Below are 24230 nucleotides of genomic sequence, written 5' to 3'. Positions count from 1 at the left end.
CACCCCGGCGAGCCCCCGCCCAGCGGCGAGATCGCGCAGGCGATCAGGGGCACCGGAGCCCGCGAGGTCGTCCTGCTCCCCAACGACCCCGCCCTGCGCCACGCCGCCGCGGTCGCCGTGGAGCAGACGCGGGCCGAGGGCATCCGCGTGGCCCTGATCCCCACCCGGTCCCCGCTGCAGGGAGTGGCGGCCCTCGCCGTACACGACCCGGACCACCGCTTCGACGAGGACGTCGTCGCGATGACGTCCGCCGCCGGCGCCACCCGCTACGCCGAACTGGCCCTCGCCGAGCGCCAGTCCTGGACCTCCGCCGGCATCTGCGACGAGGGCGACGCCCTCGGCATCATCGACGGCGACGTGGCCGTGATCGGCAAGGACCTGGCGGCCACCGCCGAGCGCGTCCTCGACCGCATGCTCGCCGCCGGCGGCGAGCTCGTCACGCTCGTCATCGGCCCGAACGCCCCCGCCGGCCTGGCCGCGCGGCTGGAGACCCACGTCCAGCAGCACCACCTCGCCGTCGACACCGTGGTCTACGAGGGCGGCGCCCCGGACCGCCAGGGAGCGCCGCTCCTCATCGGGGTGGAGTGACCCGCCCTCACTCCCCATGTCACACCGATGGTGTGAAATGGACCGCATGCCGGCCCTGGACGAGCCCCTCAAGAAAACCCTCGGCGACCGCACCGCGAAGGTCATGGCCGAGCATCTCGGCCTGCACACCGTCGGCGACCTGCTGCACCACTACCCGCGGCGATACGCCGAGCGCGGCGAGCTCACCCGCCTCTCCGACCTCGAGGTCGACGAGCACGCCACCGTCGTTGCCCAGGTCGAGAAGTCCGCGATGCTCGGCTCCGGCAGGGGCCACCGCCTCGAGGTCGTGATCACGGACGGCAGCGGCCGCCTCACCCTCGTCTATTTCGGCAAGGGCGCGTTCAAGCCGCAGAAGGAGCTGCCCCCCGGCCGCCGCGCCCTCTTCGCCGGCAAGGTGACGGTCTTCAACCACCGCCGCCAGCTCTCCCACCCGGACTACAAGCTGCTCGCCGCCGACGGCGACGGCACCGAGGCCGACGAGTGGGCGAACCAGCTGCTGCCGATCTACCCGGCGGTCCGCCAGTTCGCCTCCTGGCGCATCCAGCAGGCGGTGGACGTGGTGCTGGACACCATGGAGTCCACGAACTGGGAGGGCGTCATCGACCCGCTCCCGCCCGCGCTCCGCGCGAACCGCGGCTTCGCCACGCTCCCCGAAGCCCTCCTGAAGATCCACCGCCCCCGCACCAAGGCCGACATCGCCATCGCCCGCGAGCGCCTCAAATGGGACGAGGCCTTCGTCCTCCAGGTCGCCCTCGCCCGCCGCCGCGCCGCGGAGGGCCAACTCCCGGCCGTACCGCGGGTGCCGAAGAAGGACGGCATCCTCGCCGCCTTCGACGCCCGGCTGCCCTTCACCCTCACCGACGGCCAGCGCAAGGTCTCGGAGGAGATCTTCGCGGAGCTCGCCACGGCTCACCCGATGCACCGCCTCCTCCAGGGCGAGGTCGGCTCCGGAAAGACGATGGTCGCGCTCCGCGCCATGCTCGCCGTGGTCGACGCCGGCGGCCAGGCCGCGCTGCTCGCCCCCACCGAGGTGCTCGCCCAGCAGCACCACCGCTCCATTACGGAGATGATGGGCGAGCTCGCCCAGGGCGGCATGCTCGGCGGCGCGGAGGACGCCACCAAGGTCGTCCTCCTCACCGGCTCGATGGGTACGGCAGCGCGCCGCCAGCCGCTCCTCGACCTGGCCACCGGTGAGGCCGGTCTGGTGATCGGCACCCACGCGCTCATCGAGGACAAGGTCCAGTTCCACGACCTCGGCCTGGTCGTCGTGGACGAGCAGCACCGCTTCGGCGTCGAGCAGCGCGACGCGCTCCGCTCCAAGGGCAAGCAGCCCCCGCATCTGCTGGTCATGACGGCCACCCCCATCCCGCGCACCGTCGCGATGACCGTCTTCGGCGACCTGGAGACCTCCGTCCTCGACCAGCTCCCGGCAGGCCGCTCGCCCATCGCCACCCACGTCGTCCCCGCCAAGGACAAGCCGCACTTCCTCGCCCGCACCTGGGAGCGCATCCGCGAGGAGGTGGGGGAGGGGCACCAGGTGTACGTGGTCTGCCCCCGCATCGGCGACGACGAGGACGACAAGGCCGCCGCGAAGAAGAAGGCGAGCCCCGAGGACGAGGCCGAGAAGCGCCCGCCGCTCGCCGTCCTGGACATCGCCGACGAGCTGTCGAACGGCGCCCTCCAGGGCCTCCGCCTCGAATACCTCCACGGCCGCATGCCGCCCGACGCCAAGGACGACGTCATGCGCCGCTTCGCCGCCGGCGAGGTCGACGTCCTGGTCGCCACCACGGTGATCGAGGTCGGCGTGAACGTCCCGAACGCCACCGTCATGGTGATCATGGACGCCGACCGCTTCGGCGTCTCCCAGCTGCACCAGCTCCGCGGCCGCGTCGGCCGCGGCTCGGCCCCCGGCCTCTGCCTCCTGGTGAGCGAGATGCCCGAGGGCACCTCCGCCCGCGCCCGCCTGGACGCGGTCGCCGCCACCCTCGACGGCTTCGAGCTCTCCCGCATCGACCTGGAGCAGCGCCGCGAGGGCGACGTCCTGGGCCAGGCCCAGTCCGGCACCCGCAGCAGCCTGCGGATGCTCTCGGTCATCGACGACGAGGAGGTCATCGAGGCGGCCCGCGAGGAGGCGACGGCGATCGTCGCCGAGGACCCGGAGCTGGAGCGGTATCCGGATCTCCGTACGGCCCTGGACGCCCTGCTGGACGAGGAGCGGGAGCAGTACCTGGACAAGGGATAACGTTGGTTCCATGACCCGCGTGATCGCCGGAACGGCAGGTGGCCGCCGCCTGCAGGTGCCCCCCGGCACCGGCACCCGTCCCACCTCCGACCGCGCCCGCGAGGCCCTCTTCTCCACCTGGGAGTCCCTGCACGGCGTCGAGGGCGCCCGCGTCCTCGACCTCTACGGCGGCTCGGGTGCTGTAGCCCTGGAGGCGCTCTCCCGCGGCGCCGCCCACGCCCTCATCGTCGAGGCCGACGCCAAGGCCGTCCGTACGATCCGCGCCAACGCGAAGTCGGTGGCCCTCCCGGGCGCGGAAATCCGCGCCGCCAAGGCCGCCCAGGTCGCCGCCGGACCGCCGCCCGGCGACCCGTACGACATCGTCTTCCTCGACCCGCCGTACCAAGTGACCGACCAGTCGGTTTGCGAGATCCTGGTCACACTCCGTACCGGAGGCTGGCTAGCCGCCGATGCGCTGGCCACCGTGGAACGCAGCACCAGAGGCGGTGCGTTCCAGTGGCCCGAGGGTTTCGAAGCCCTCCGTGACCGTCGCTACGGCGAGGGCACCCTCTGGTACGGTCGCGCCGCCTCATGACCCTCACGACCGGACCGGAGAGCGAGGAACGACCTGTGCGCCGCGCCGTCTGTCCGGGGTCCTACGACCCCATCACCAACGGACACCTCGACATCATTGCCCGCGCCTCGAAGCTGTACGACGAGGTCTACGTCACGGTGATGATCAATAAGTCGAAGAAGGGCCTCTTCGACGTCGACGAGCGGATCGACCTGATCCGCCAGGTCACCGCCGAATACGGCAATGTGAAGGCCGAGTCGTACCACGGCCTCCTCGTCGACTTCTGCAAGCAGCGCGACATCCCCGCCATCGTCAAGGGCCTCAGAGCCGTCAGCGACTTCGACTACGAGCTGCAGATGGCCCAGATGAACAACGGCCTCTCCGGCGTGGAGACCCTCTTCATCCCGACCAATCCCACCCACAGTTTCCTGTCGTCGTCGCTGGTCAAGGAGGTCGCGGCGTGGGGCGGCGACATCTCGGCGTACGTGCCGCCCATCATCCAGTCCGCTCTTGCCGAACGCCTGGCACAGCGCTGAGGCAATAGCCGTAGAGTCATCCCCCATGGACGTACAGAAGAAGCTCGACGACATCGTCGCCGCCGTCGAAGGCGCGCGCTCCATGCCGATGTCGGCATCCTGCGTGATCAATCGCACAGAGCTGCTCGAGCTGCTCGACGAAGTACGTCAGGCGCTGCCCGGCTCGCTCGCCCAGGCGCAGGAGCTGATCGGCGGCCGCGAGCAGGTCGTCGAGCAGGCCAGGGCGGAGGCCGAGCGGATCATCGAGCAGGCGCAGGCTCAGCGGGGGGAGCTGATCTCACACACCGAGGTCGCCTCCCGCGCCCAGGCCGAGGCCGAGCGGATCCTCGCCGAGGCGCAGGCCGAGGCGGAGGAGGTCCGGGCAGCCGCCGACGACTACGTCGACAGCAAGCTGGCGAACTTCGAGGTCGTCCTCACCAAGACGATCGGCTCGGTCGACCGCGGCCGCGCCAAGCTGCTCGGCATGGACGACGGCGTCGCCGACTACGACCAGCAGTACGACCCGAACGCGCAGGACCCTGGCTACGACGAGGCTCCCGAGCGCAGCCACGACCCGGAGACGCTGCGGCGGCGGGCCGACGAATACGTGGAGAAGCAGTTCGGCGCCTTCGAGGCGGTGCTGTCCAAGACCCTGGAGGCGGTCGGCCGCGGCCGGCAGAAGCTCGAGGGCCGGGCCAAGCCGATCGAGGAGCTGACCGCGCACATCGCGGGCTCGGAGGAGCGCGACCGCGCGCTCATCCCGCACCAGACGGGCAGCGAGGAGGGCTTCCTCGCGGACTATGCCGAGCGCCCGGAGACGCAGCAGCCGCAGCCCCAGCACGCGCAGCCGCAGCCTCAGCACGCCCAGCCCCGGCAGGAGCAGCAGCCCGCCTATTACGACGCGGGCGCCGGCTACCAGCCGTACCAGGACCCGTACCAGCAGCAGGGCGGCTACGACCCGGCCGCCTATCAGCAGCAGAGCTACGACCAGGGCTACCAGCAGCAGACCTACGATCAGCAGGGCTACGGCCAGCACCAGCAGCCGCAGCACCAGCAGGCCGCCGCCCTCGACGAGACCTCGCTCTTCGACACCAGCATGATCAATCTGGACGAGCTGCGCCGCTACGAGGAAGGCCAGGACGGCGGCCGCTGAGCTGTGATCCACCCCGATTGGGTCTTGAGGCCCCGTCCGGGTATCCTGAATGTTCGCGTCACTCGTCCCTGCCCGCACGCAGGGTGTACGGAAGAAGCTCATCGCTGTGAAAGGCCGTCTGGACCACCGCAGCCCGCTCGTATTCGATACCCGCGAGCTGGGTCGGCGCCCCGGTGCCATGCAGCGTATGGACCGTTCCGTGCCGGCTCCGAAGGACCTCGGGATCGAGGTCATAGGAGTCCCGGAGGGTGCCCCCGTCGCGCTGGAGCTTCGGCTCGAGTCGGTGATGGAGGGGGTGCTCGTCACAGGCACCGCCGGTGCCAAGGCGACGGGTGAGTGCGTAAGGTGTCTGGAGCCGCTCGAGCAAGAGCTCGATGTGGACTTCCAGGAGATGTACTCCTACCCGGAGTCCGACTTCAAGGGCCGCACCCTCAAGGGCGCGGACGAGGAGGAGGACGACGAGGAGGAGTCGTACCACCTCGAGGACGACCTGTTCGACCTCGAGCCCGTGCTGCGCGACGCGGTGGTGCTCGCACTGCCGCTGCAGCCGGTGTGCCAGGAAGACTGCCCGGGTCTGTGTTCCGTATGCGGAGCGCGGCTGGCGGACGACCCGGACCACCAGCATGAAGCAGCCGACCCCCGGTGGGCGGCGCTGAAGGATATCGACGTGAACGGTGCCGGCGACGGCGCCGGCGAGAACCAGGAGAAGTAGCCGTGGCTGTTCCCAAGCGGAAGATGTCGCGCAGCAACACGCGCCACCGCCGTTCGCAGTGGAAGGCTGCGGTCCCGAGCCTGGTGGCGTGCGAGCGCTGCCACGAGCCGAAGCAGCAGCACATCGCGTGCCCGAGCTGCGGTACGTACAACAAGCGCCAGGTCCTCGAGGTCTGACCGGCAGGGGATGCGGCGTATGTCGGACGACAGCACGACCCAGCCCCACGCGCTCTTGGAAGGGCGGCTCGGCTATGAAGTCGAGTCCGCCCTTCTGGCGCGTGCGCTGACACATCGCAGCTTCGCTTACGAGAACGGCGGGCTGCCCACCAACGAGCGCCTGGAGTTCCTGGGCGACTCGGTCCTCGGCCTGGTGGTCACGGACACGCTTTACCGCACCCACCCCGACCTGCCCGAAGGCCAGCTGGCCAAGCTGCGGGCCGCGGTGGTGAACTCGCGCGCGCTCGCGGAGGTGAGCCGCGGCCTCGAGCTGGGCCTCTTCATCCGCCTGGGCAAGGGCGAGGAGGGCACCGGCGGGCGCGACAAGGCGTCGATCCTGGCCGACACCCTGGAGGCCGTGATCGGTGCGGTCTACCTCGACAAGGGCCTGGGCGCGGCTTCGGAGCTGGTGCACCGGCTCTTCGACCCACTGATCGAGCACTCCTCGAATCTCGGTGCGGGCCTGGACTGGAAGACCTCTTTGCAGGAGCTCACGGCGGCCGAGGGTCTCGGCGTGCCCGAGTACCTGGTCACCGAGACCGGCCCGGACCACGAGAAGACCTTCACGGCTGCTGCCCGCGTCGGTGGTGTCGCGTACGGCACCGGCACCGGCCGCAGCAAGAAGGAAGCCGAGCAGCAGGCGGCCGAGACGGCGTGGCGGGCGATCCGCTCTGCCGCGGACGAGGCGGCCAGGGCGGACGCCGCGTCGGCTTAGCCGCGCGGCGGGATGGATCGAAGAGGGGGACCCGGTGCCCGAGCTGCCCGAGGTTGAAGTAGTCCGCCGCGGGCTGGCTCGCTGGGTGGCGGGTCGCACCGTCGCCGACGTCGAGGTGCTGCACCCCCGCGCGGTCCGGCGGCACCCCGCCGGCGCCGCGGACTTCGCCCTCCGCCTGAAGGGGCACCGCGTGGGCGAGCCCGCCCGCCGCGGCAAGTACCTCTGGCTCCCGCTGGCCGACGCTCACGCGGCGATCCTGGCCCACCTCGGCATGAGCGGCCAGATCCTGGTCCAGCCCGAGGACACCCCGGACGAGAAGCATCTGCGCATCCGCGTGCGCTTCAGTGACGGCGAGGGCTCGGAGCTCCGCTTCGTGGACCAGCGCACCTTCGGCGGCCTCTCGCTCCACGACACGGACCCCGACGGCCTGCCGGACGCCATCTCCCACATCGCCCGCGACCCGCTCGACCCCCTTTTCGACGAGGCGGCCTTCCACGCGGCGCTGCGCCGGTCCCGTACGACGATCAAGCGGGCACTGCTGAACCAGTCCCTGATCAGCGGGGTGGGCAACATCTACGCGGACGAGGCGCTCTGGCGCGCCAGGCTCCATTACGAGCGCCCGACCGCCACGCTGACCCGCCCGGTGACGAACACCCTGGTCGGGCACGTCCGCGATGTGATGAACGCCGCACTGGACGTCGGCGGCACGAGCTTCGACAGCCTCTACGTGAACGTCAACGGTGAGTCCGGCTACTTCGAGCGCTCACTGGACGCCTACGGCCGCGAGGACGAGCCCTGCCGCCGCTGCGGCACGCCGATGCGGCGCCGGCCCTGGATGAACCGGTCCAGCTACTACTGCCCGCGCTGCCAGCGGCCCCCGCGCCCCCGCTGACCCGTCAGTAGCCGAAGCTCTGGGTCCACCAGGGACCGCCGTCGGCGAAGTACGCGCCGACACCGAGGGTCTTGAAGTCGCAGTTCAGGATGTTGGCCTTGTGGCCCTCGCTCTGCATCCACGAGTCCATCACCGACTGCGCGTTCGCCTGGCCGCGGGCTATGTTCTCGCCGCCGAGGTTGTCGACGCCGGCCGCCTCGGCGCGGTCCCAGGGGTCGTCGCCGTCGGGGTCGGTGTGGTCGAAGAAGTCGCGGTTGGCCATGTCCTCGCTGAAGCCACCGGCCAGCGACGCCAGCGCCGGGTCCAGCTTCACCGGCTGGCAGCCGGCCTTGGCGCGCTCCTGGTTCACCAGGGTCAGCACCGTCTGCTCGGCCGAGGTGGTGGCGCTCGGCGTCTTCGAGGCGGACTTCGTCGGCTCCGGCGCCGGCGCCTTGGTGGAGGGCTTCTCCGAGGGCGTACGGGTCGGGGTGCTGCTCTTGGACTCCTCGGAGTCCGTGGGCTTCGAGGACGAGGACGGCGCGCTCGGCTTCTCCGACGTCTTCTTCTCCGACGGGGAGGACGACGACGGCAGCGGCGAGCGGGAGTCCTCACGGCTCGCCGACTCCGAACCGCGCGGCTCCACGTCGTCCGGGTCGATCTGCTGGCTCTCCAGGCTCGGCTTGGCGCCTCCGCCGGCCGTCACCTTGCCGTCGCCACCGCTCGGCGCCAGGTCGAAGTTGCTGCCCAGCAGCCCGGAGCCCATGGCGAGCGCACCCACCGCGACGGCGGCGGAGGCTCCCAGCATGCCCGCGCGCGCGGCGCTCTGCTTGCGGTGCTGGCCCCGCTCGCCGGTCCGCGGGGTGGGAACGGCAGCAGGCTCGTCGGCGGAGCGGCGGTGGCGTCCCATCCGGATCGTTCCTTACATGGCTAGGCGGCTGAGTCAGGGGTGACGGAGGTTGATAGTGTCAACACCCGACCCCTATTGTCACCCATTCGGGCGATCCATTTGACCGGCCACCGTACGCCATGCCGGATGGGGCTGATGTGATTCCCGCGAAATGGCCGGTTACCTTGCGCCTATGAACGAGACTGTTCGCCTCACTGCCTGGGTCCGCGGGGTCGTCCAGGGCGTCGGCTTCCGCTGGTTCACCCGCGCCACCGCCCTGGAGATCGGCGGCCTGACCGGCTTTGCCTCGAATCTCCCCGACGGCCGCGTGCAGGTCGTGGCGGAGGGGGAGCGTGCGGCGTGTGAGCGCCTGCTGGCGTGGCTGGAGGAGGGCGACACGCCCGGGCGGGTCGATGGCGTCACGGAAATCTGGGATACCCCGCGGGGCGGTTATCCGACCTTCGACATCCGCTGAGAGGGCCGGCGACACCGGTTCTGAACTGCTGGTTGCCAACCGCGCCCGGTCGTGGGAGGCTGCCGCGCAAGAGCGGAGTGGAGATCACCAGTGCCCCCCGGGTGCCCTGTATACCGGGCGATCCGTGGCTGCGGGGCGTGATCGTGTTGACCGTCAAACTTTTTGGTGAGACGCTGGAAGCCCCGCGCACCCGTGCTGTTCGGCATGGCTGTCATCCAGCAAAACCAGACGACGCGGGTGCCTAATCCCTCACGACCCACACCGCTCGGTCGGTCACTCATTGTGGAGGACCATCAATCATGGCAAAGGCGCTTCTCGGTTACGTCGGCGGCACTGACCCGCGACTTCTCGCCGAGATGCGACGGCTTCAGCAGCGTGTCCAGGACCTGGAGTCCGAGCTCGTCCGCATCCAGGCCGAGAACGACATGCTGGCCGCCGCCGCACACAGCGAAATGACGTTCGACAACGTCGACGTACCCCAGGCGGAGCCTGCGCTCACCTGACACTCCGCGGTGAAACCCGCACGCGGAGTCAGTGCTGGCACGTCAGCCGCTTGAAAGTTTTGTGCAAGGGACGCTTCGGCGTCCCTTCGTCATTTCTGAGCGCTTCAGCCGGTTGTGCCGGTTTCCTGTTTGTCTCGCCTCCGGGCGGTGACCCTTACATCTGATGTGCCCTGCACGTTCCCCGGTGAAACGGACGGGAACGATAGAGTCTCCGGCGAACAGATCAGAGAGATTCGTCGCCGGAGGAGAGCTCAGCGTGCACCTGAAGAGCCTGACTCTCCGCGGGTTCAAGTCCTTCGCCTCGGCCACCACCCTGCGCTTCGAGCCGGGCATCACCTGCGTCGTCGGCCCCAATGGATCAGGCAAGTCCAACGTCGTGGACGCCCTGTCCTGGGTCATGGGCGAGCAGGGCGCCAAGTCGCTGCGCGGCGGCAAGATGGAGGACGTCATCTTCGCGGGGACCACGGGCCGGCCGCCCCTTGGCCGTGCCGAGGTCTCCCTGACCATTGACAACTCCGACGGCGCGCTGCCCATCGACTACGCCGAGGTCACCATCACGCGGATCATGTTCCGCAACGGCGGCAGCGAGTACCAGATCAACGGCGACACCTGCCGGCTCCTCGACATCCAGGAGCTGCTGTCCGACTCGGGCATCGGCCGCGAGATGCACGTCATCGTCGGCCAGGGCCAGCTCGACGGCGTGCTGCACGCCGACCCCATGGGCCGCCGGGCCTTCATCGAGGAGGCCGCCGGGGTCCTCAAGCACCGCAAGCGCAAGGAGAAGGCGCTGCGGAAGCTGGACTCCATGCAGGCCAACCTCGCCCGCGTCCAGGACCTCACCGACGAGCTGCGGCGGCAGCTGAAGCCGCTCGGGCGGCAGGCGGCGGTGGCCCGTAAGGCCGCGGTCATCCAGGCCGACCTGCGGGACGCGCGGCTGCGGCTGCTCGCCGACGACCTCGTGCAGCTGCGCGAGGCGCTCGCCGCCGAGATCGCCGACGAGGCCGCGCTCAAGGAGCGCAAGGAGGCCGCCGAGGCGCAGCTGAAGGCCGCGCAGGAGCGGGAGGCGGAGCTCGAGGAGCAGGTGCGGGCGCTGACCCCGCGGCTGCGCGCGGCCCAGGAGACCTGGCACGAGCTGGGTCAGCTCAGTGAGCGGGTGCGCGGGACCGTAAGCCTGGCCGAGGCGCGGGTACGTGCCGCCACGCAAGCGCAGCCCGAGGAGCGGCGCGGCCGGGACCCGGAGGACATGGAGCGGGAGGCCGCCCGGATCCGGGAGCAGGAGGCCGAGCTGGAGGCGGCCCTGGAGGCCGCGCAGAACGCCCTGGACGACACCGTCTCGCACCGCGCCGAGCTGGAGCGCTCGCTGGTCGAGGAGGAGCGGCGGCTGAAGGACGCGGCCCGGTCGATCGCCGACCGGCGGGAGCGTCTTGCGCGGCTCAGCGGGCAGGTCACCGCGGCCCGCGGGCGGGCGGCCTCGGCGCAGGCGGAGATCGACCGGCTGGTCTCCTCGCAGGACGGGGCCCGGCAGCGGGCCGTAGCGGCGCAGGAGGCGTACGAGGCGCTGCGGGCCGAGGTCGACGGGGTCGAGGCCGGGGACGCGGAGCTGGCCGCCCGGCACGACGACGCGAAGGCGGCGCTGGCGGCGGCGGAGGCCGAGCTGAGCGCGGCCCGCGACGAGCTGTCGGAGGCCGAGCGGGCGCGGGCGGCGACCTCTGCGCGGCATGACGCGCTGGCGCTCGGGCTGCGGCGCAAGGACGGCACCGGGACGCTGCTGGAGGCGCGGGACAAGCTCGTCGGGCTGCTCGGCCCGGCGGCCGAGCTGCTCACCGTGGCCCCCGGATACGAGGTCGCCGTGGCGGCCGCGCTGGGCTCCGCCGCCGACGCGATCGCCGTTTCCGGGCCCGCCTCGGCCGCGGACGCGCTGCGGCTGCTGCGCAAGCACGACGCCGGACGGGCCGGACTGATCGTGGGCGATGCCCCGTACGCGTCCGTGCCCGACGCGACGCTGCCGCCGGGTGTGCGGCATCTGGCCAATCTGGTCGGCGGGCCCGACCAGTTGCTGCCCGCGGTGCGGCGGCTGCTGGGCGGGATGGTCTACGTCGCCACGCTGGAGGATGCCGAGGACCTCGTGTCCGTACGGCCCGAGCTGACCGCCGTCACCGCGGAGGGCGATGTCTTCGCCGCCCACTTCGCGCACGGCGGCTCGGCGGGCGCGCCCAGCCTCCTCGAGGTGCAGGCCTCCGTCGACGAGGCGGCCGCGGAGCTCGCCGAGCTGGAGACGAAGTGCGAGCGGCTGGCGGAGCGGAAACGACTCGCCACCGACGAGCGGGCCCAGCGCGTCACCGCGCTCGACGAGATCGCCGCGCAGCGCAGCGCCGCCGACCGGGAGCGGTCGCAGACCGCCTCCGAGCTCGGCCGGCTGGGCGGGGCCGCCCGCGCCGCGGCCGGGGAGGCCGAGCGGTCCGCCGCCGCTGTCGGGAAGGCCGAGGAGGCCCTCGCCAAGTCCACCGAGGAGGCCGCGGAGCTCGAGGCGAAGCTGGAGGCGCTCGAGGCGCTGCCGGCCGAGGAGGAGCCCGACACGTCCGTACGCGACCGGCTGTCGGCCGACGGCGCGAACGCCCGGCAGACGGAGATGGAGGCCCGGCTCCAGGTCCGTACGAACGAGGAGCGGGTGAAGGGCCTCGCGGGGCGCGCCGACGGGCTCGAGCGGGCCGCACGCGCCGAGCGCGAGGCGCGCGCCCGGGCGGAGCAGCGGCGCGCGCGGGCGCGGCACGAGGCCGCCGTCGCCACCGCCGTCGCCGACGGCGCCCGGCAGCTGCTGCGGCACGTCGAGGTCTCCCTCGCCCGCGCCGAGGAGGAGCGCGCCGCCGCCGAGCGCGCCCGGGGCGTGCGCGAGCAGGAGCTCACCGCGCAGCGCAACACCGCCCGGCAGCTGGGGCAGGAGCTCGACAAGCTCACCGACTCCGTGCACCGCGGCGAGGTGCTGGGCGCCGAGAAGCGGATGCGGATCGAGCAGCTGGAGGGGCGGGCGCTGGAGGAGCTCGGCGTCGAGCCGGGCGCGCTGGTCGCCGAGTACGGGCCCGACCAGCTGGTGCCGCCGTCGCCGGCCGCGGAGGGGGAGACCCTTCCCGAGGACCCGGAGCATCCCCGTAACCGGCAGGTGCCCTTCGTGCGCGCCGAGCAGGAGAAGCGGCTGAAGTCCGCCGAGCGGGCCTATCAGCAGCTGGGGAAGGTCAACCCGCTGGCGCTGGAGGAGTTCGCGGCGCTGGAAGAGCGGCACAAGTTCCTCACCGAGCAGCTCGAGGACCTGAAGAAGACCCGCGCCGATCTGCTGCAGGTCGTCAAGGAGGTCGACGAGCGGGTGGAGCAGGTCTTCACCGAGGCCTTCCACGACACGGCGCGGCAGTTCGAGGGCGTCTTCGCGCGGCTCTTCCCGGGTGGTGAGGGGCGGCTGATCCTCACCGACCCGGAGGACATGCTCAATACGGGCGTCGACGTCGAGGCGCGGCCGCCGGGCAAGAAGGTCAAGCGGCTGTCGCTGCTGTCCGGTGGCGAGCGGTCGCTGACCGCCGTCGCCATGTTGGTGTCGATCTTCAAGGCCCGGCCCTCGCCCTTCTACGTGATGGACGAGGTCGAGGCCGCGCTGGACGACACCAACCTGCAGCGGCTGATCCGGATCATGAAGGAGCTGCAGGAGGCTTCGCAGCTGATCGTGATCACGCACCAGAAGCGGACCATGGAGGTCGCGGACGCGCTCTACGGCGTCTCGATGCAGGGCGACGGTGTCTCGAAGGTCATCAGTCAGCGGCTCAGCTGAGGGCCGAGCGCCGCTTCCGTTCAACTAATGAACACAAACGCAACGTCTGGGCCCTGAAATTCGTTCCATTGAGCCTCTTGACTTTGAAACTTGAAGGCATAGTGTCGGCAACGTCGTCTTCATGTTCCAGGAGTCAACGGTGACCAGCGCTGTAGACATATCGCGGACCTCCGGCCCGTCCGCCGGCGGCGGGCGCCCCGCCCACCTCCGCCACGTAATCTTCCTCGCCGGAGTGGCCGCCCTCGGCGGCTTCCTCTTCGGCTACGACAGCTCCGTGATCAACGGTGCCGTCGAGGGCATCCGCGGCAAGTTCGACGTCGGCTCCGGGCTGCTCGCCCAGGTCATCGCCGCCGCTCTGATCGGCGCCGCGCTCGGCGCCGCCATCGCGGGCCGGCTCGCCGACCGCATCGGCCGCATCCGCGTGATGCACATCGCCGCGATCCTCTTCGCGATCAGCTCCGTCGGCTCCATGCTGCCGTTCGCCCTCTGGGACCTCGCCGTGTGGCGGTTCCTCGGCGGCGTCGCCATCGGCATGGCCTCGGTGATCGCCCCGGCGTACATCGCCGAGATCGCCCCGGCCGAGTACCGCGGCCGGCTCGCGTCCTTCCAGCAGGGCGCCATCGTCGTCGGCATCGCCATCTCCCAGCTCGTCAACTGGGGCCTGCTGAACGCCGCCGGCGGCGACCAGCGCGGCACCCTGCTCGGCCTCGAGGTCTGGCAGGTCATGCTCGGCGTCTGCGTCATCCCCGCGATCGCCTACGGCGTCCTCAGCTTCCGTATCCCCGAATCGCCGCGCTGGCTGATCCAGCAGGGCCGGATCGCCGATGCTCAGGCCGTGCTCGCGCAGGTCGAGGCGCCCGACGTGGACCTCGACGCCAAGGTCGCCGAGATCGACGCGCAGATGCGCAGCGAGCACAAGTCCTCCTTCAAGGACCTGATCGGCAAGGCCGGGCTGCTGCCCATCGTCTGGATCGGCATCGGGCTCTCGGTCTTCCAGCAGCTCGTCGGCATCAACGTGATCTTCTACTACAGCTCCTCGCTGTGGCAGTCGGTCGGCATCGACCCGAACAGCTCGTTCTTCTACTCGTTCACGACGTCGATCATCAACATCGTCGGCACCGTGATCGCGATGCTCTTCGTCGACCGGATCGGCCGCAAGCCGCTCGCCCTCATCGGCTCGGTCGGCATGGCGGTCTCCCTCGGCGTCGCCGCCTGGGCGTTCTCGGCCAAGACCGGCACCGGCGACAAGATCTCGATGCCGCACACCGAGGGCACCATCGCCCTCGTCGCCGCCCACTCCTTCGTCCTCTTCTTCGCCCTCAGCTGGGGCGTGGTGGTCTGGGTGATGCTCGGCGAGATCTTCCCGAACCGGATCCGCGCCGCCGCCCTCGGCATCGCCGCCATGGCGCAGTGGATCGCCAACTGGGCGATCACCGTCAGCTTCCCGTCCCTGTCGGACTGGAACCTCTCCGGTGCGTACGTGATCTACACGGTCTTCGCCGTGCTCTCGATCCCCTTCATCCTCAAGTGGGTGCCGGAGACGAAGGGCAAGGCGCTGGAGGAGATGGGCTAAGTCCCCGCGGCCCCTCTCCTCGCACCACCCGCTGCCCCGGCTCAGGCGCTCTTGTCGTCGAGTCGGGGCAGCACCTTTTCCGCGTAGAGGTGCAGCGAGCGCCACGCCTCGTCGACCGGCATGCCGCCGCAGAGCGGGTGCAGGACGACATTGCCGGTACGGGCCTCCTCGACCGCCTCGTCCGGGGAGACGAAGCGGTAGACGCCCTCGGCGCGCAGCTCGTCGACGGTGACGGCCTGCGACTTCACCGCGGATTTGATGTCCGAGGTCTGCCACGAGGCGTACATGGTCGCCTCGTGCATGAAGTGCTTGCCGAGCTCGGCCCAGGCGCGGTCCGGATCCTCCGTTACGTGGAGCAGCGGGACCCGCTCCGGCGGCATCAGCACCCAGCCCTCGGTGCCGTACTCGGCGCACTTCTCCTCGTAGTAGTCCTGCAGCGCCGGCTGGTGCGAGGACGGGAAGAACGGCAGCCCGAGGCGGGCGGCCCGGCGGACGGCCGGCTTGGAGGAGCCGCCGACGAGGAGCAGCGGGTGCGGCTGGGTGTACGGGCGCGGGGTGACCTGGACCGTGCGACCGCGGTACTCGAACGGCTCACCGGTCCACGCCTTGAGGAGCGTCTCCAGTACCTCGTCGTGGGCGGCGCCGCGGTTCTTCCAGTCGACGCCGTGCTGCTCGTACTCCTCGGGGCGGTAGCCGATGCCGGACACGGTCATCATCCGGCCGCCGCTGGCGAGGTCGAGGACGGCGAGCTCCTCGGCGAGGCGGAGCGGGTCGTAGAGCGGGCCGATGATGGCGCTGGCCATGACGGTGATCTTCTTCGTCCGGCCGAGGATGAGGCCCGCGAGGGTGAGCGGGGCCGGGAGCCAGCCGTTGGCGGCGCCGTGGTGCTCCTCCACCTGGGCGGTGATGAAGCCGTGCGCGTCGGCGTACTCCGCGAGGTCGATCGCGGCCCGGTAGCGGTCCGACAGCTCGGCCGGGGAGGGCTCGTCGGGGTAGGTCAGATTCAGGCGAAGGGTGCTCAGTGGGGCAGTCACGGCGCGGAAGGTAGCGGCGGTTCCGCGAAGAGTCCATGGGCGGGCGATACTGGGTTGCGTTATGGAAATCCTCATCATCGCCATCGTCATCGCCGTGCTCGGCATCGGGGCCGCTACGGGCCTCGTCGTCGGCTCGCGCCGGAAGAAGCAGCTGCCGCCTCCGCCTGCGGAAGCCCCAGAGATCTCTCGTCCGAAGCCTGCCGAACCGGCGGTCGGTGACGAGGCCGGGGAGGGTGCCGAGGGGCCGCGGCGGACCATCGAGGAGGTGGATCTGCCGGCCGGCGGCGGCACCGCCGTCGCGGAGCCGGAAGCGCCGGCCGCGCCCGAGCTCGAGGTCCCGGAGCCGACCGCCGGCCGTCTCGTACGGCTGCGGGCCCGGCTCGCCCGCTCGCAGAACGCGCTGGGCAAGGGCCTGCTCGCGCTGCTCTCGCGTGATCACCTCGACGAGGACACATGGGAGGAGATCGAGGACACCCTGCTCGGCGCCGACATCGGCGTCGCGCCGACCCAGGAGCTGGTGGAGCGGCTGCGCGAGCGGGTCGCGGTGCTCGGGACCCGTACCCCCGAGGAGCTGCGGACGCTGCTGCGCGACGAGCTGCTGACGCTGGTCGGCCCCGACATGGAGCGGGCCGTGGCCACCGAGGGCGGCGTCAGCGCGGACGGCGAGGAACTGCCCGGCGTGGTGCTCGTGGTCGGCGTCAACGGCACCGGCAAGACCACCACCACCGGCAAGCTGGCGCGGGTGCTCGTCGCCGACGGGCGCTCCGTGGTGCTGGGCGCCGCCGACACCTTCCGGGCCGCGGCCGCCGATCAGCTGCAGACGTGGGGCGAGCGGGTCGGCGCGCGTACGGTGCGCGGACCGGAGGGCGGCGACCCGGCGTCGGTCGCGTACGACGCGGTGAAGGAGGGCATCTCGGAGGTCGCGGATGTCGTCCTCATCGACACGGCGGGGCGGCTGCACACCAAGACCGGGCTCATGGACGAGCTGGGCAAGGTGAAGCGGGTCGTGGAGAAGCTCGGTCCGGTGGGGGAGGTCCTGCTGGTGCTGGACGCGACCACCGGGCAGAACGGGCTGGTGCAGGCGCGGGTCTTCGCCGAGGTCGTGGATATTACGGGCATCGTGCTGACCAAGCTCGACGGGACCGCCAAGGGCGGCATCGTGGTGCAGGTCCAGCGGGAGCTGGGCGTGCCGGTGAAGCTCGTGGGTCTGGGTGAGGGCGCGGATGACTTGGCGCCGTTCGAGCCCGAGGCGTTCGTGGACGCCCTGATCGGGGACTGACAGCGCGTCGTCCTCGCTCGTGTCCAACAGCGGGCTCCGCCCGCGGGCCGGACGGGCTTGATGGTGGCGCGACTTGCGCCGCATCAAGCCCGTCGGCGTTTCAGGCCGCCGCCGACCGGTGGCATACGTAAGCCAGCGTGCCCAGCAGCAAGCGCGCATGCGGCGGCCGACCCGCCGTCTCCAGCGTCGGCGGGCGCAGCCAGCGGACCGGGCCCTGCCCGGACACCTCCGACGGCGGCGCGGTGACGTAGTCGCCCGCGCCGAGGCAGCGGAGGTCGAGCTCCGCGTCGTCCCAGCCCGTGCGGTACAGCAGCTGCGGCAGGTCCGCCGCCGCGCCCGGGGCGACGAAGAAGTGCGCCCGGCCGTCCGGGGTGGCCGCCACCGGACCCAGCGGGAGGCCCATCCGCTCCAGGCGGACCAGCGCGCGGTGGCCGGCCGGGGCGGCGACGTCCAGGACGTCGAAGTGGTCGCCCACGGGGAGCAGCAAGGTGGCGCCCGGGGTCTGCGTCCAGGCCGTCGTGACGTCGTCGAGCGTGGTGCCCGCCTTGATCACAGGTGCGTAGTCCAGTGGATGGTCGCCGGGGGAGGCGCAGTCCGAGCGGTCGCAGGAGCACTCGCCGCGGAGCAGGCGGGCGCCCGCCTGGACGTCCCAGCCCCAGAGGCCGGTGTACTCGGCCACCGCGGTGCACTCGGATGCGCGGGCGCGCCGGGTGGGGCGTCGCTCCGTCAGGCCCCTGCCCCGGATGCCGCCGATCGTGAAGCCCATGCCCCCTCCAACGGGTCTCCGCTGCCGGTGGTTACTGCACCGGCCTTACTCATAGCAGTGTCTCGGTAACTCAGCGTCGTCGGGGAGTCAGACCGGCGGCGCGAAGTGGCGCACAGGGGTGGCGCGCGGCGGGGAGTGCGCCTAATCCTTGCCTCGTTCCACCCGTCTTTCCATCGCTGCTCGTCAAGTCAACCGCGCACGGACGCCGGGGTGTTCACTCGTAGGGGTGGCGAATGGTGGCGTTTCCGGGATCGCGCTCGCGGGAGAGGTGATCGTAGGATTACTTTCAGTGCACAGGCCCCGGCGGTATGCGTCAGGTGGATATGCCCGAGGCAAGCGGCGGCAGGGGCTGAGCCGGACATGTGAGCCGGAGTTGGATCGGATGGGGGCGTGACGAGTGGGCGGCACGAGCAGCAGCCAGAGCGGCGCTGACAAGCGCCCGAATGAGCAGCTGACCTCCTGGTTCATGCGCAGTGGCTGGTCCAAGGGTGAGCTGGCGCGGCAAGTCAACCGGCGGGCGCGGCAGTTGGGCGCCCACCACATTTCCACCGATACGTCCCGGGTCCGGCGCTGGCTCGACGGTGAGCAGCCGCGCGAGCCGATTCCGCGGATCCTCTCCGAGCTGTTCTCCGAGCGCTTCGGCTGCGTGGTCGGCGTCGAGGAGTTAGGGCTGCGGTCCGCGCGGCCCACGCCGTCCGGGCAGGGTGTCGACCTGCCGTGGGCGGGGCCGCAGACGGTGCAGATGATCAGCGAGTTCTCGCGCAGCGATCTGATGCTCGCCCGGCGCGGCTTCCTCGGGACCTCCCTCGCGCTCTCCGCAGGGCCCGCGCTTATCGAGCCGATGCAGCGCTGGCTCGTGCCCACCCCGAGCGGCCCCGTCGACCTCCCCTCCGGTGACGGCAGGCCGCACAAGCTGTCGGCCCCCGAGCTCGACCTCCTTGAATCCACCACCGTGATGTTCCGGCAGTGGGACGCGCAGTGCGGCGGCGGGCTGCGGCGCAAGGCCGTTGTCGGGCAGCTGCACGAGGTGACCGACCTGCTGCAGGAGACCCAGCCGGCCGCCGTCGAGAAGCGGCTGTTCCGCGCCGCCGGTGAACTGGCCGAGCTGGCCGGGTGGATGAGCTACGACATCGGGCTGCAGCCCACCGCGCAGAAGTACTTCGTGCTCGCGCTGCACGCCGCCAAGGAGGCGGGCGACCGCTCGCTCGGGTCGTACATCCTGTCCTCCATGAGCCGGCAGATGATCCACCTGGGCCGGCCCGACGACGCGCTCGAGCTGATCCACCTCGGGCAGTACGGAAGCCGGGACTGCGCCACCGCGCGCACCCAGGCGATGCTGTATGCGATGGAGGCCCGGGCGTACGCCAATATGGGCCACCCCGACAAGTGCCACCGCGCGGTGCGGATGGCCGAGGACGCCTTCTCCGACATCGGCTCCGCCGATCAGGATCCGGACTGGATCCGGTTCTTCTCCGAGGCCGAGCTCAACGGCGAGAATTCGCACTCCTACCGGGACCTTGCCTACGTCGCCGGGCGCAGCCCCACCTATGCCGCCCTCGCACGGCCCGTCATGGAGCGCGCCGTCGAGCTGTTCGCCGCCGACCGTGAGCACCAGCGGTCGTATGCGCTGAACCTCGTCGGGATGGCCACCGTGCATCTGCTGGAGCGCGAGCCCGAGCAGGCCGCCGCGTTCGCCACGCAGGCGATCGGCATAGCGAAGAGCGTTCGTTCCGAGCGGGTCAACACCCGGCTGCGCAAGACCGTCGGCACCGCCGTGCGGGACTACGGCGAGGTGGGTGCCATCGGCAAACTTGCCGACCAGCTGGCCCGCGACCTCCCCGAGACCGCGGAGGCGGTCTAACAGACCCCGGCCGCGGCGGCCGGCCCCGACAGCCCGACTCGGCACCCCCACGCCAGGTCATCCGGGCCACCGCCGCGGCCGGTTCATGCCCGGACTCTTCCGGCGATCGACTGGAGAGTACGGCGGCCCCCGGCCCGGCGCGCGGCAGTTCATGCCGTCGTAACACCGCGTGCGGCTTCGTCACGGCGCAGAAACATGGTGGGGCACCGGCTGAAACCGCCCTGCGGAAACCTCTTCGCAACTCCGGCCCCCAATTCCACCCCTCATCGGGATTACCCGCACGGGCCGTACCGACGACGAGGAGATGCCGATGTCCTCAGGCATCGTGACGCTTGCCGCAGAGGCGCCGAAGCTGTCCGCCGCCAACACGGGCTTCATGCTGATCTGTTCCGCACTAGTGATGGTCATGACGCCGGGCCTCGCCTTCTTCTACGGAGGCATGGTCCGGGTCAAGAGCGCGCTGAACATGCTGATGATGTCCTTCATCAGCCTGGCCATCGTGACCATTCTGTGGGTGCTGTACGGCTTCAGCATGGCCTTCGGGACCGACCACGGGTCCATCATCGGCTGGGACAGCGACTACCTGGGCCTGAGCGGCCTGGGGATCACCCAGCTCTGGGACGGCTACACCATCCCGGTGTATGTGTTCGCCGTCTTCCAGCTGATGTTCGCCATCATCACCCCCGCCCTGATCAGCGGTGCGCTCGCGGACCGGGTGAAGTTCAGCGCCTGGGCGCTGTTCATCGCCCTGTGGGTCACCGTCGTGTACTTCCCCGTCGCCCACTGGGTCTGGGGCGCCGGCGGCTGGGCCTTCGAGCTCGGCGTGATCGACTTCGCGGGCGGCACGGCCGTGCACATCAACGCCGGTGCCGCGGCGCTCGGCGTCATCCTGGTGATCGGCAAGCGGGTCGGCTTCGGCCGCGACCCGATGCGGCCGCACAGCCTGCCGCTGGTGATGCTCGGTGCCGCGCTGCTGTGGTTCGGCTGGTTCGGCTTCAACGCCGGGTCCTGGCTGGGCAACGACGACGGCGTCGGCGCGGTCATGTTCGTCAACACCCAGGTCGCCACCGCCGCCGCGATCCTCGCCTGGCTGGCGTACGAGAAGATCAAGCACGGTGCCTTTACGACCCTGGGTGCCGCCTCGGGCGCGGTCGCAGGACTCGTCGCGATCACCCCGGCCGGTGGCTCCGTATCGCCGCTCGGTGCGATCGCCGTCGGTGCCATCGCCGGTGTGCTGTGCGCCATGGCGGTGAGCCTGAAGTACAAGTTCGGCTACGACGACTCGCTCGACGTCGTCGGCGTGCACCTGGTCGGCGGCGTCGTCGGCTCCCTGCTGGTCGGCTTCTTCGCCACCGGCGGTGTGCAGTCCGACGCGCAGGGCCTGTTCTACGGCGGCGGCCTCGACCAGCTCGGCAAGCAGGCCGCGGGCGTCGGCGCCACCCTGGCGTACTCCCTCATCGCCTCTGCCATCCTTGCCCTCATCATCGACAAGACCATCGGCATGCGGGTCAGCGAGGACGACGAGGTCTCCGGCATCGACCAGGCGGAGCACGCCGAAACCGCCTACGACTTCAGCGGTGCGGGCGGCGGCGGGTCGCGCTCGAGCAGCGTGCCGGCCCCGCCGACCAAGGAGGAAAAGGCGCAGGCCGCCCCGCAGGGAAAGAAGGTTGAGGCATGAAGCTCATCACCGCGGTCATCAAGCCGCACCGCCTCGACGAGGTGAAGGAGGCGCTGCAGGCCTTCGGTGTGCAGGGGCTGACGGTCACCGAGGCCAGCGGCTACGGCCGGCAGCGCGGCCACACCGAGGTCTACCGGGGCGCCGAGTACACCGTCGACCTGGTGCCGAAGGTGCGCATCGAGGTTCTGGTGGAGGACGACGACGCCGAACAGCTGCTGGATGTCGTGGTCAAGGCGGCCCGTACCGGCAAGATCGGGGATGGCAAGGTCTGGGCCGTCCCCGTGGAGACGGCGGTCCGAGTACGTACTGGTGAGCGCGGGCCGGACGCGCTCTGAGTTAGGAGATCGGGTGGCGGTAACCGAACAGCACGCACAGGACGGCGAGTCCGCGCCCGAGAGCTATGCGGCGGCCCGGCTGCGGCTCCTCAATGAGGAGGCGCAGGCCGGGCCGCCGCGGCGTAGCGCCCTGGCGGCGCTGACCGACCGGTGGCTGGCGGCGCTGCTGCACGACGCGGCCGGGGAGGGCGCTCAGCACGGCGTCTCGCTGGTGGCCGTCGGGGGTTACGGGCGCGGGGAGCTGTCGCCGCGCAGCGACCTCGACGTGCTGCTGCTGCACGACGGGTCGCGGGGGAAGGACGGGCTGGCGGCGCTGGCGGACCGGATCTGGTATCCGGTGTGGGATCTGGGTCTTGCCCTCGACCACTCGGTCCGTACCACCAGTGAGGCCATGTCGACCGCCGGCGAGGACCTCAAGGTGCAGCTGGGGCTGCTCGACGCCCGGCATCTGGCCGGGGACGCGGGGCTGACCGCCGGGCTGCGCACCGGCATGCTGGCGGAGTGGCGGAATCAGGCCGCCAAGCGGCTGCCCGAGCTGCGCGAGCTGACGCAGGAGCGGGCGGAGCGCCACGGTGAGCTGCAGTTCCTGCTGGAGCCGGATCTGAAGGAGGCCCGCGGCGGGCTGCGCGACATCACTGCGCTGCGGGCGGTGGCCGCGTCGTGGCTGGCGGACGCGCCGCGGGAGGGGCTCGAGCGGGCGCGGACCTGCCTGCTGGACGTACGGGACGCGCTGCACCTGGCCACCGGGCGGGCCACCGACCGGCTGTCGCTGCAGGAGCAGGACCAGGTGGCCCGCGACCTCGGGCTGCTGGACGCGGACACGCTGCTGCGGGAGGTGTACGAGGCGGCGCGGACGGTTTCGTATGCCGCGGATGTGACCTGGCGGGAGGTCGACCGGGTGCTGCGCTCGCGCAGTTCACGCCCGCGGCTGCGCGGGCTGCTCGGCGGGCGGCAGGGGCCGGCCCGTAACGCCGCCGACCGCGCCCCGCTCGCCGAGGGCGTCGTGGAGCAGGACGGCGAGGTAGTGCTCGCGCTGTCCGCGCGCCCCGACCGCGACCCGGTGCTGCTGCTGCGCGCCGCGGGCGCCGCGGCGCAGGCCGGGCTGCCGATGTCGCTGCACGCCGTGCGCCGCCTCGCGGCCTCGTCCCGGCAGCTGCCGGTGCCGTGGCCGGCGGAGGCGCGGGAGCAGCTGGTGACGCTGCTGGGCGCGGGCGAGTCCACGGTCGAGGTGTGGGAGGCGCTGGAGGCGGAGGGGCTGATCACGCGGCTGCTGCCGGACTGGGAGCGGGTGCGGTGCCGGCCGCAGCGCAATGCGGTGCACCGGTGGACGGTGGACCGGCACCTGGTGGAGACAGCGGTGCAGGCGTCGGCGCTGACGCGGCGGGTCGGCCGTCCTGACCTGCTGCTGGTCGCCGCGCTGCTGCACGACATCGGGAAGGGCTGGCCCGGGGACCACTCGGTGGTCGGCGAGACCATCGCGCGCGACATGGCGAAGCGGATCGGCTTCGACGCGGCGGACGCGGATGTGCTGGCCACGCTCGTACGGCAGCATCTGCTGCTCGTACGGACCGCCACCCGGCGCGATCTCGACGACCCGGCGACGGTACGGGTGGTGACCGAGGCGGTCGGCAGCCCCGGGACGCTTGAGCTGCTGCACGCGCTCACGGAGGCCGACGCGCTCGCCACGGGGCCGGCGGCGTGGTCGACGTGGCGCGGCTCGCTCGTGGATGAGCTGGTCAAGCGGGCGGCCGCGGCGCTGGCGGGCGAGGCCCCGCCGCAGCAGACGCCGTCCGCGGCGCCGACGGCTGAGGAGGAACGGCTCGCCATCGAGGCGCTGCGCACCGACGGGCCGACGCTGACGCTGCGGGCCCGTACCGAAGGGGTGGTGCAGGAGGAGGCCGAGGAGCCGGTCGGCGTCGAACTGCGGATCGCGCTGCCGGACCAGCCCGGGGTGCTCGCGTCGGTGGCCGGGGTGCTGGCGCTGCACCGGCTGACGGTGCGGTCGGCGGAGCTGCGCCCGGTGGAGCTGCCGGATGTCGGGGGCGACCGGACGGTGCTGCTGCTGAGCTGGCGGGTGGCGGCGGAGTTCGGCTCGCTGCCGGAGGCGGGGCGGCTGCGCGCCGATCTCGTACGAACCCTGGAGGGCTCGCTCGACATCCAGGCACGGCTGGCGGAGCGGGAGAAGGCGTACCGGCCGCGGCGGCGTCGCGGAGTGCACGCACCGCCGCCGCGGGTGACGGTGGCGCCGGGCAGCTCACAGCTCGCGACGGTGCTGGAGGTGCGGGCGCAGGATGCGCCGGGGCTGCTGCATCGGATCGGGAGGGCGCTGGAGGATACGGGGGTGTTGGTGCGTAGCGCGCATGTGTCGACGCTGGGGGCGAATGCGGTGGACGCCTTCTACGTGACTGGGCTGGAGGGGGCGCCGCTGGGGGAGCTGGAGGCGGCGGAGGTCGCTAAGGGGG

General features: G+C 71.4%; 20 protein-coding genes and 1 pseudogene. 18 read left to right on the top strand and 3 right to left on the bottom strand.

Translation table 11 applies throughout. The features are described from left to right. From G5C51_RS23595 to mutM, 9 genes and pseudogenes are all read left to right on the top strand, one after another. Window positions 1–588 (top strand): annotated as a pseudogene (locus G5C51_RS23595) (DAK2 domain-containing protein); the annotation flags it as partial. A 37-nt stretch (window positions 589–625) separates the two neighbouring features. After that, complete coding sequence (gene recG / locus G5C51_RS23590) at window positions 626–2830, top strand: ATP-dependent DNA helicase RecG (RefSeq protein ID WP_206314239.1); 2205 nt, start codon at window positions 626–628, stop codon at window positions 2828–2830. Between the two features lie 10 nt (window positions 2831–2840). Continuing rightward, a complete protein-coding gene (gene rsmD / locus G5C51_RS23585) occupies window positions 2841–3404 on the top strand; it encodes a 16S rRNA (guanine(966)-N(2))-methyltransferase RsmD (protein WP_165240181.1) in 564 nt (187 codons plus the stop codon). A 35-nt stretch (window positions 3405–3439) separates the two neighbouring features. Next, complete coding sequence (gene coaD, locus G5C51_RS23580) at window positions 3440–3919, top strand: pantetheine-phosphate adenylyltransferase (protein ID WP_338118279.1); 480 nt, start codon at window positions 3440–3442, stop codon at window positions 3917–3919. A 25-nt stretch (window positions 3920–3944) separates the two neighbouring features. Continuing rightward, the gene (locus G5C51_RS23575; RefSeq protein WP_165240179.1) at window positions 3945–5051 is read left to right on the top strand and encodes a cell division initiation protein; all 1107 of its coding nucleotides are present in this window, start codon (window positions 3945–3947) and stop codon (window positions 5049–5051) included. A 100-nt stretch (window positions 5052–5151) separates the two neighbouring features. Next, a complete protein-coding gene (locus tag G5C51_RS23570; protein ID WP_165240182.1) occupies window positions 5152–5763 on the top strand; it encodes a YceD family protein in 612 nt (203 codons plus the stop codon). A 2-nt stretch (window positions 5764–5765) separates the two neighbouring features. Next, window positions 5766–5939, top strand: coding sequence for a 50S ribosomal protein L32 (gene rpmF, locus G5C51_RS23565; RefSeq protein WP_165240178.1), 174 nt, complete (start codon window positions 5766–5768; stop codon window positions 5937–5939). A 10-nt stretch (window positions 5940–5949) separates the two neighbouring features. Continuing rightward, window positions 5950–6693, top strand: a complete 744-nt coding sequence (gene rnc, locus G5C51_RS23560; RefSeq protein WP_165240177.1) for a ribonuclease III — start codon at window positions 5950–5952, stop codon at window positions 6691–6693. Window positions 6694–6727: 34 nt separating this feature from the next. Then, entirely contained in the window at window positions 6728–7585 is an 858-nt protein-coding gene (gene mutM / locus G5C51_RS23555; RefSeq protein WP_165240176.1) for a bifunctional DNA-formamidopyrimidine glycosylase/DNA-(apurinic or apyrimidinic site) lyase, read from the top strand. Between the two features lie 4 nt (window positions 7586–7589). On the opposite strand, the gene G5C51_RS23550 is transcribed toward mutM, so the two are convergent. Continuing rightward, window positions 7590–8471 carry a CAP domain-containing protein gene (locus G5C51_RS23550; RefSeq protein WP_165240175.1) on the bottom strand — a complete coding sequence of 294 codons (882 nt, stop codon included), beginning with the start codon at window positions 8469–8471 and terminating at the stop codon, window positions 7590–7592. A 172-nt stretch (window positions 8472–8643) separates the two neighbouring features. Here G5C51_RS23550 and G5C51_RS23545 point away from each other — a divergent pair, with 172 nt between their 5' ends. The 4 genes from G5C51_RS23545 to G5C51_RS23530 all read left to right on the top strand — a co-directional run bounded on the left by G5C51_RS23545 (window position 8644) and on the right by G5C51_RS23530 (window position 14815). After that, window positions 8644–8925, top strand: coding sequence for an acylphosphatase (locus G5C51_RS23545; RefSeq protein ID WP_165240174.1), 282 nt, complete (start codon window positions 8644–8646; stop codon window positions 8923–8925). 299 nt (window positions 8926–9224) lie between these two features. Next, entirely contained in the window at window positions 9225–9428 is a 204-nt protein-coding gene (locus G5C51_RS23540; protein ID WP_165240173.1) for a hypothetical protein, read from the top strand. Between the two features lie 256 nt (window positions 9429–9684). After that, window positions 9685–13242: a chromosome segregation protein SMC gene (gene smc / locus G5C51_RS23535; RefSeq protein ID WP_165240172.1), complete on the top strand. Its 3558-nt coding sequence runs from the start codon at window positions 9685–9687 to the stop codon at window positions 13240–13242. A gap of 121 nt (window positions 13243–13363) precedes the next feature. Continuing rightward, window positions 13364–14815 (top strand): sugar porter family MFS transporter, encoded by a 1452-nt coding sequence (locus tag G5C51_RS23530; RefSeq protein ID WP_165240171.1) that lies wholly within the window; start codon window positions 13364–13366, stop codon window positions 14813–14815. A gap of 41 nt (window positions 14816–14856) precedes the next feature. Here the strand turns inward: G5C51_RS23530 and G5C51_RS23525 are convergent, their stop codons facing one another. Beyond that, window positions 14857–15849 (bottom strand): LLM class flavin-dependent oxidoreductase, encoded by a 993-nt coding sequence (locus tag G5C51_RS23525; RefSeq protein WP_338118277.1) that lies wholly within the window; start codon window positions 15847–15849, stop codon window positions 14857–14859. Between the two features lie 61 nt (window positions 15850–15910). Here G5C51_RS23525 and ftsY point away from each other — a divergent pair, with 61 nt between their 5' ends. Further along, window positions 15911–17128, top strand: coding sequence for a signal recognition particle-docking protein FtsY (gene ftsY / locus G5C51_RS23520; protein ID WP_165240169.1), 1218 nt, complete (start codon window positions 15911–15913; stop codon window positions 17126–17128). 100 nt (window positions 17129–17228) lie between these two features. Here the strand turns inward: ftsY and G5C51_RS23515 are convergent, their stop codons facing one another. Next, window positions 17229–17894: a bifunctional DNA primase/polymerase gene (locus G5C51_RS23515; protein ID WP_165240168.1), complete on the bottom strand. Its 666-nt coding sequence runs from the start codon at window positions 17892–17894 to the stop codon at window positions 17229–17231. Window positions 17895–18291: 397 nt separating this feature from the next. Between G5C51_RS23515 and nsdA the strand changes: the two genes are divergently transcribed. The 4 genes from nsdA to G5C51_RS23495 all read left to right on the top strand — a co-directional run. Further along, complete coding sequence (gene nsdA, locus G5C51_RS23510; RefSeq protein WP_165240167.1) at window positions 18292–19755, top strand: transcriptional repressor NsdA; 1464 nt, start codon at window positions 18292–18294, stop codon at window positions 19753–19755. 310 nt (window positions 19756–20065) lie between these two features. Then, on the top strand, window positions 20066–21433 hold the full coding sequence (locus tag G5C51_RS23505; protein WP_165240166.1) for an ammonium transporter: 1368 nt from the start codon (window positions 20066–20068) through the stop codon (window positions 21431–21433). After that, entirely contained in the window at window positions 21430–21768 is a 339-nt protein-coding gene (locus G5C51_RS23500; protein ID WP_165240165.1) for a P-II family nitrogen regulator, read from the top strand. The genes G5C51_RS23505 and G5C51_RS23500 overlap by 4 nt, the downstream gene beginning before the upstream one ends. 13 nt (window positions 21769–21781) lie before the next feature. Further along, on the top strand, window positions 21782–24230 hold a 2449-nt coding region (locus G5C51_RS23495), incomplete at its 3' end, for a [protein-PII] uridylyltransferase (RefSeq protein ID WP_338118276.1).

The organism is Streptomyces coryli (genome assembly GCF_011044975.1).
Taxonomy (GTDB): domain Bacteria; phylum Actinomycetota; class Actinomycetes; order Streptomycetales; family Streptomycetaceae; genus Streptomyces; species Streptomyces coryli.
This window is presented reverse-complemented; position numbering and strand designations above follow the sequence as displayed.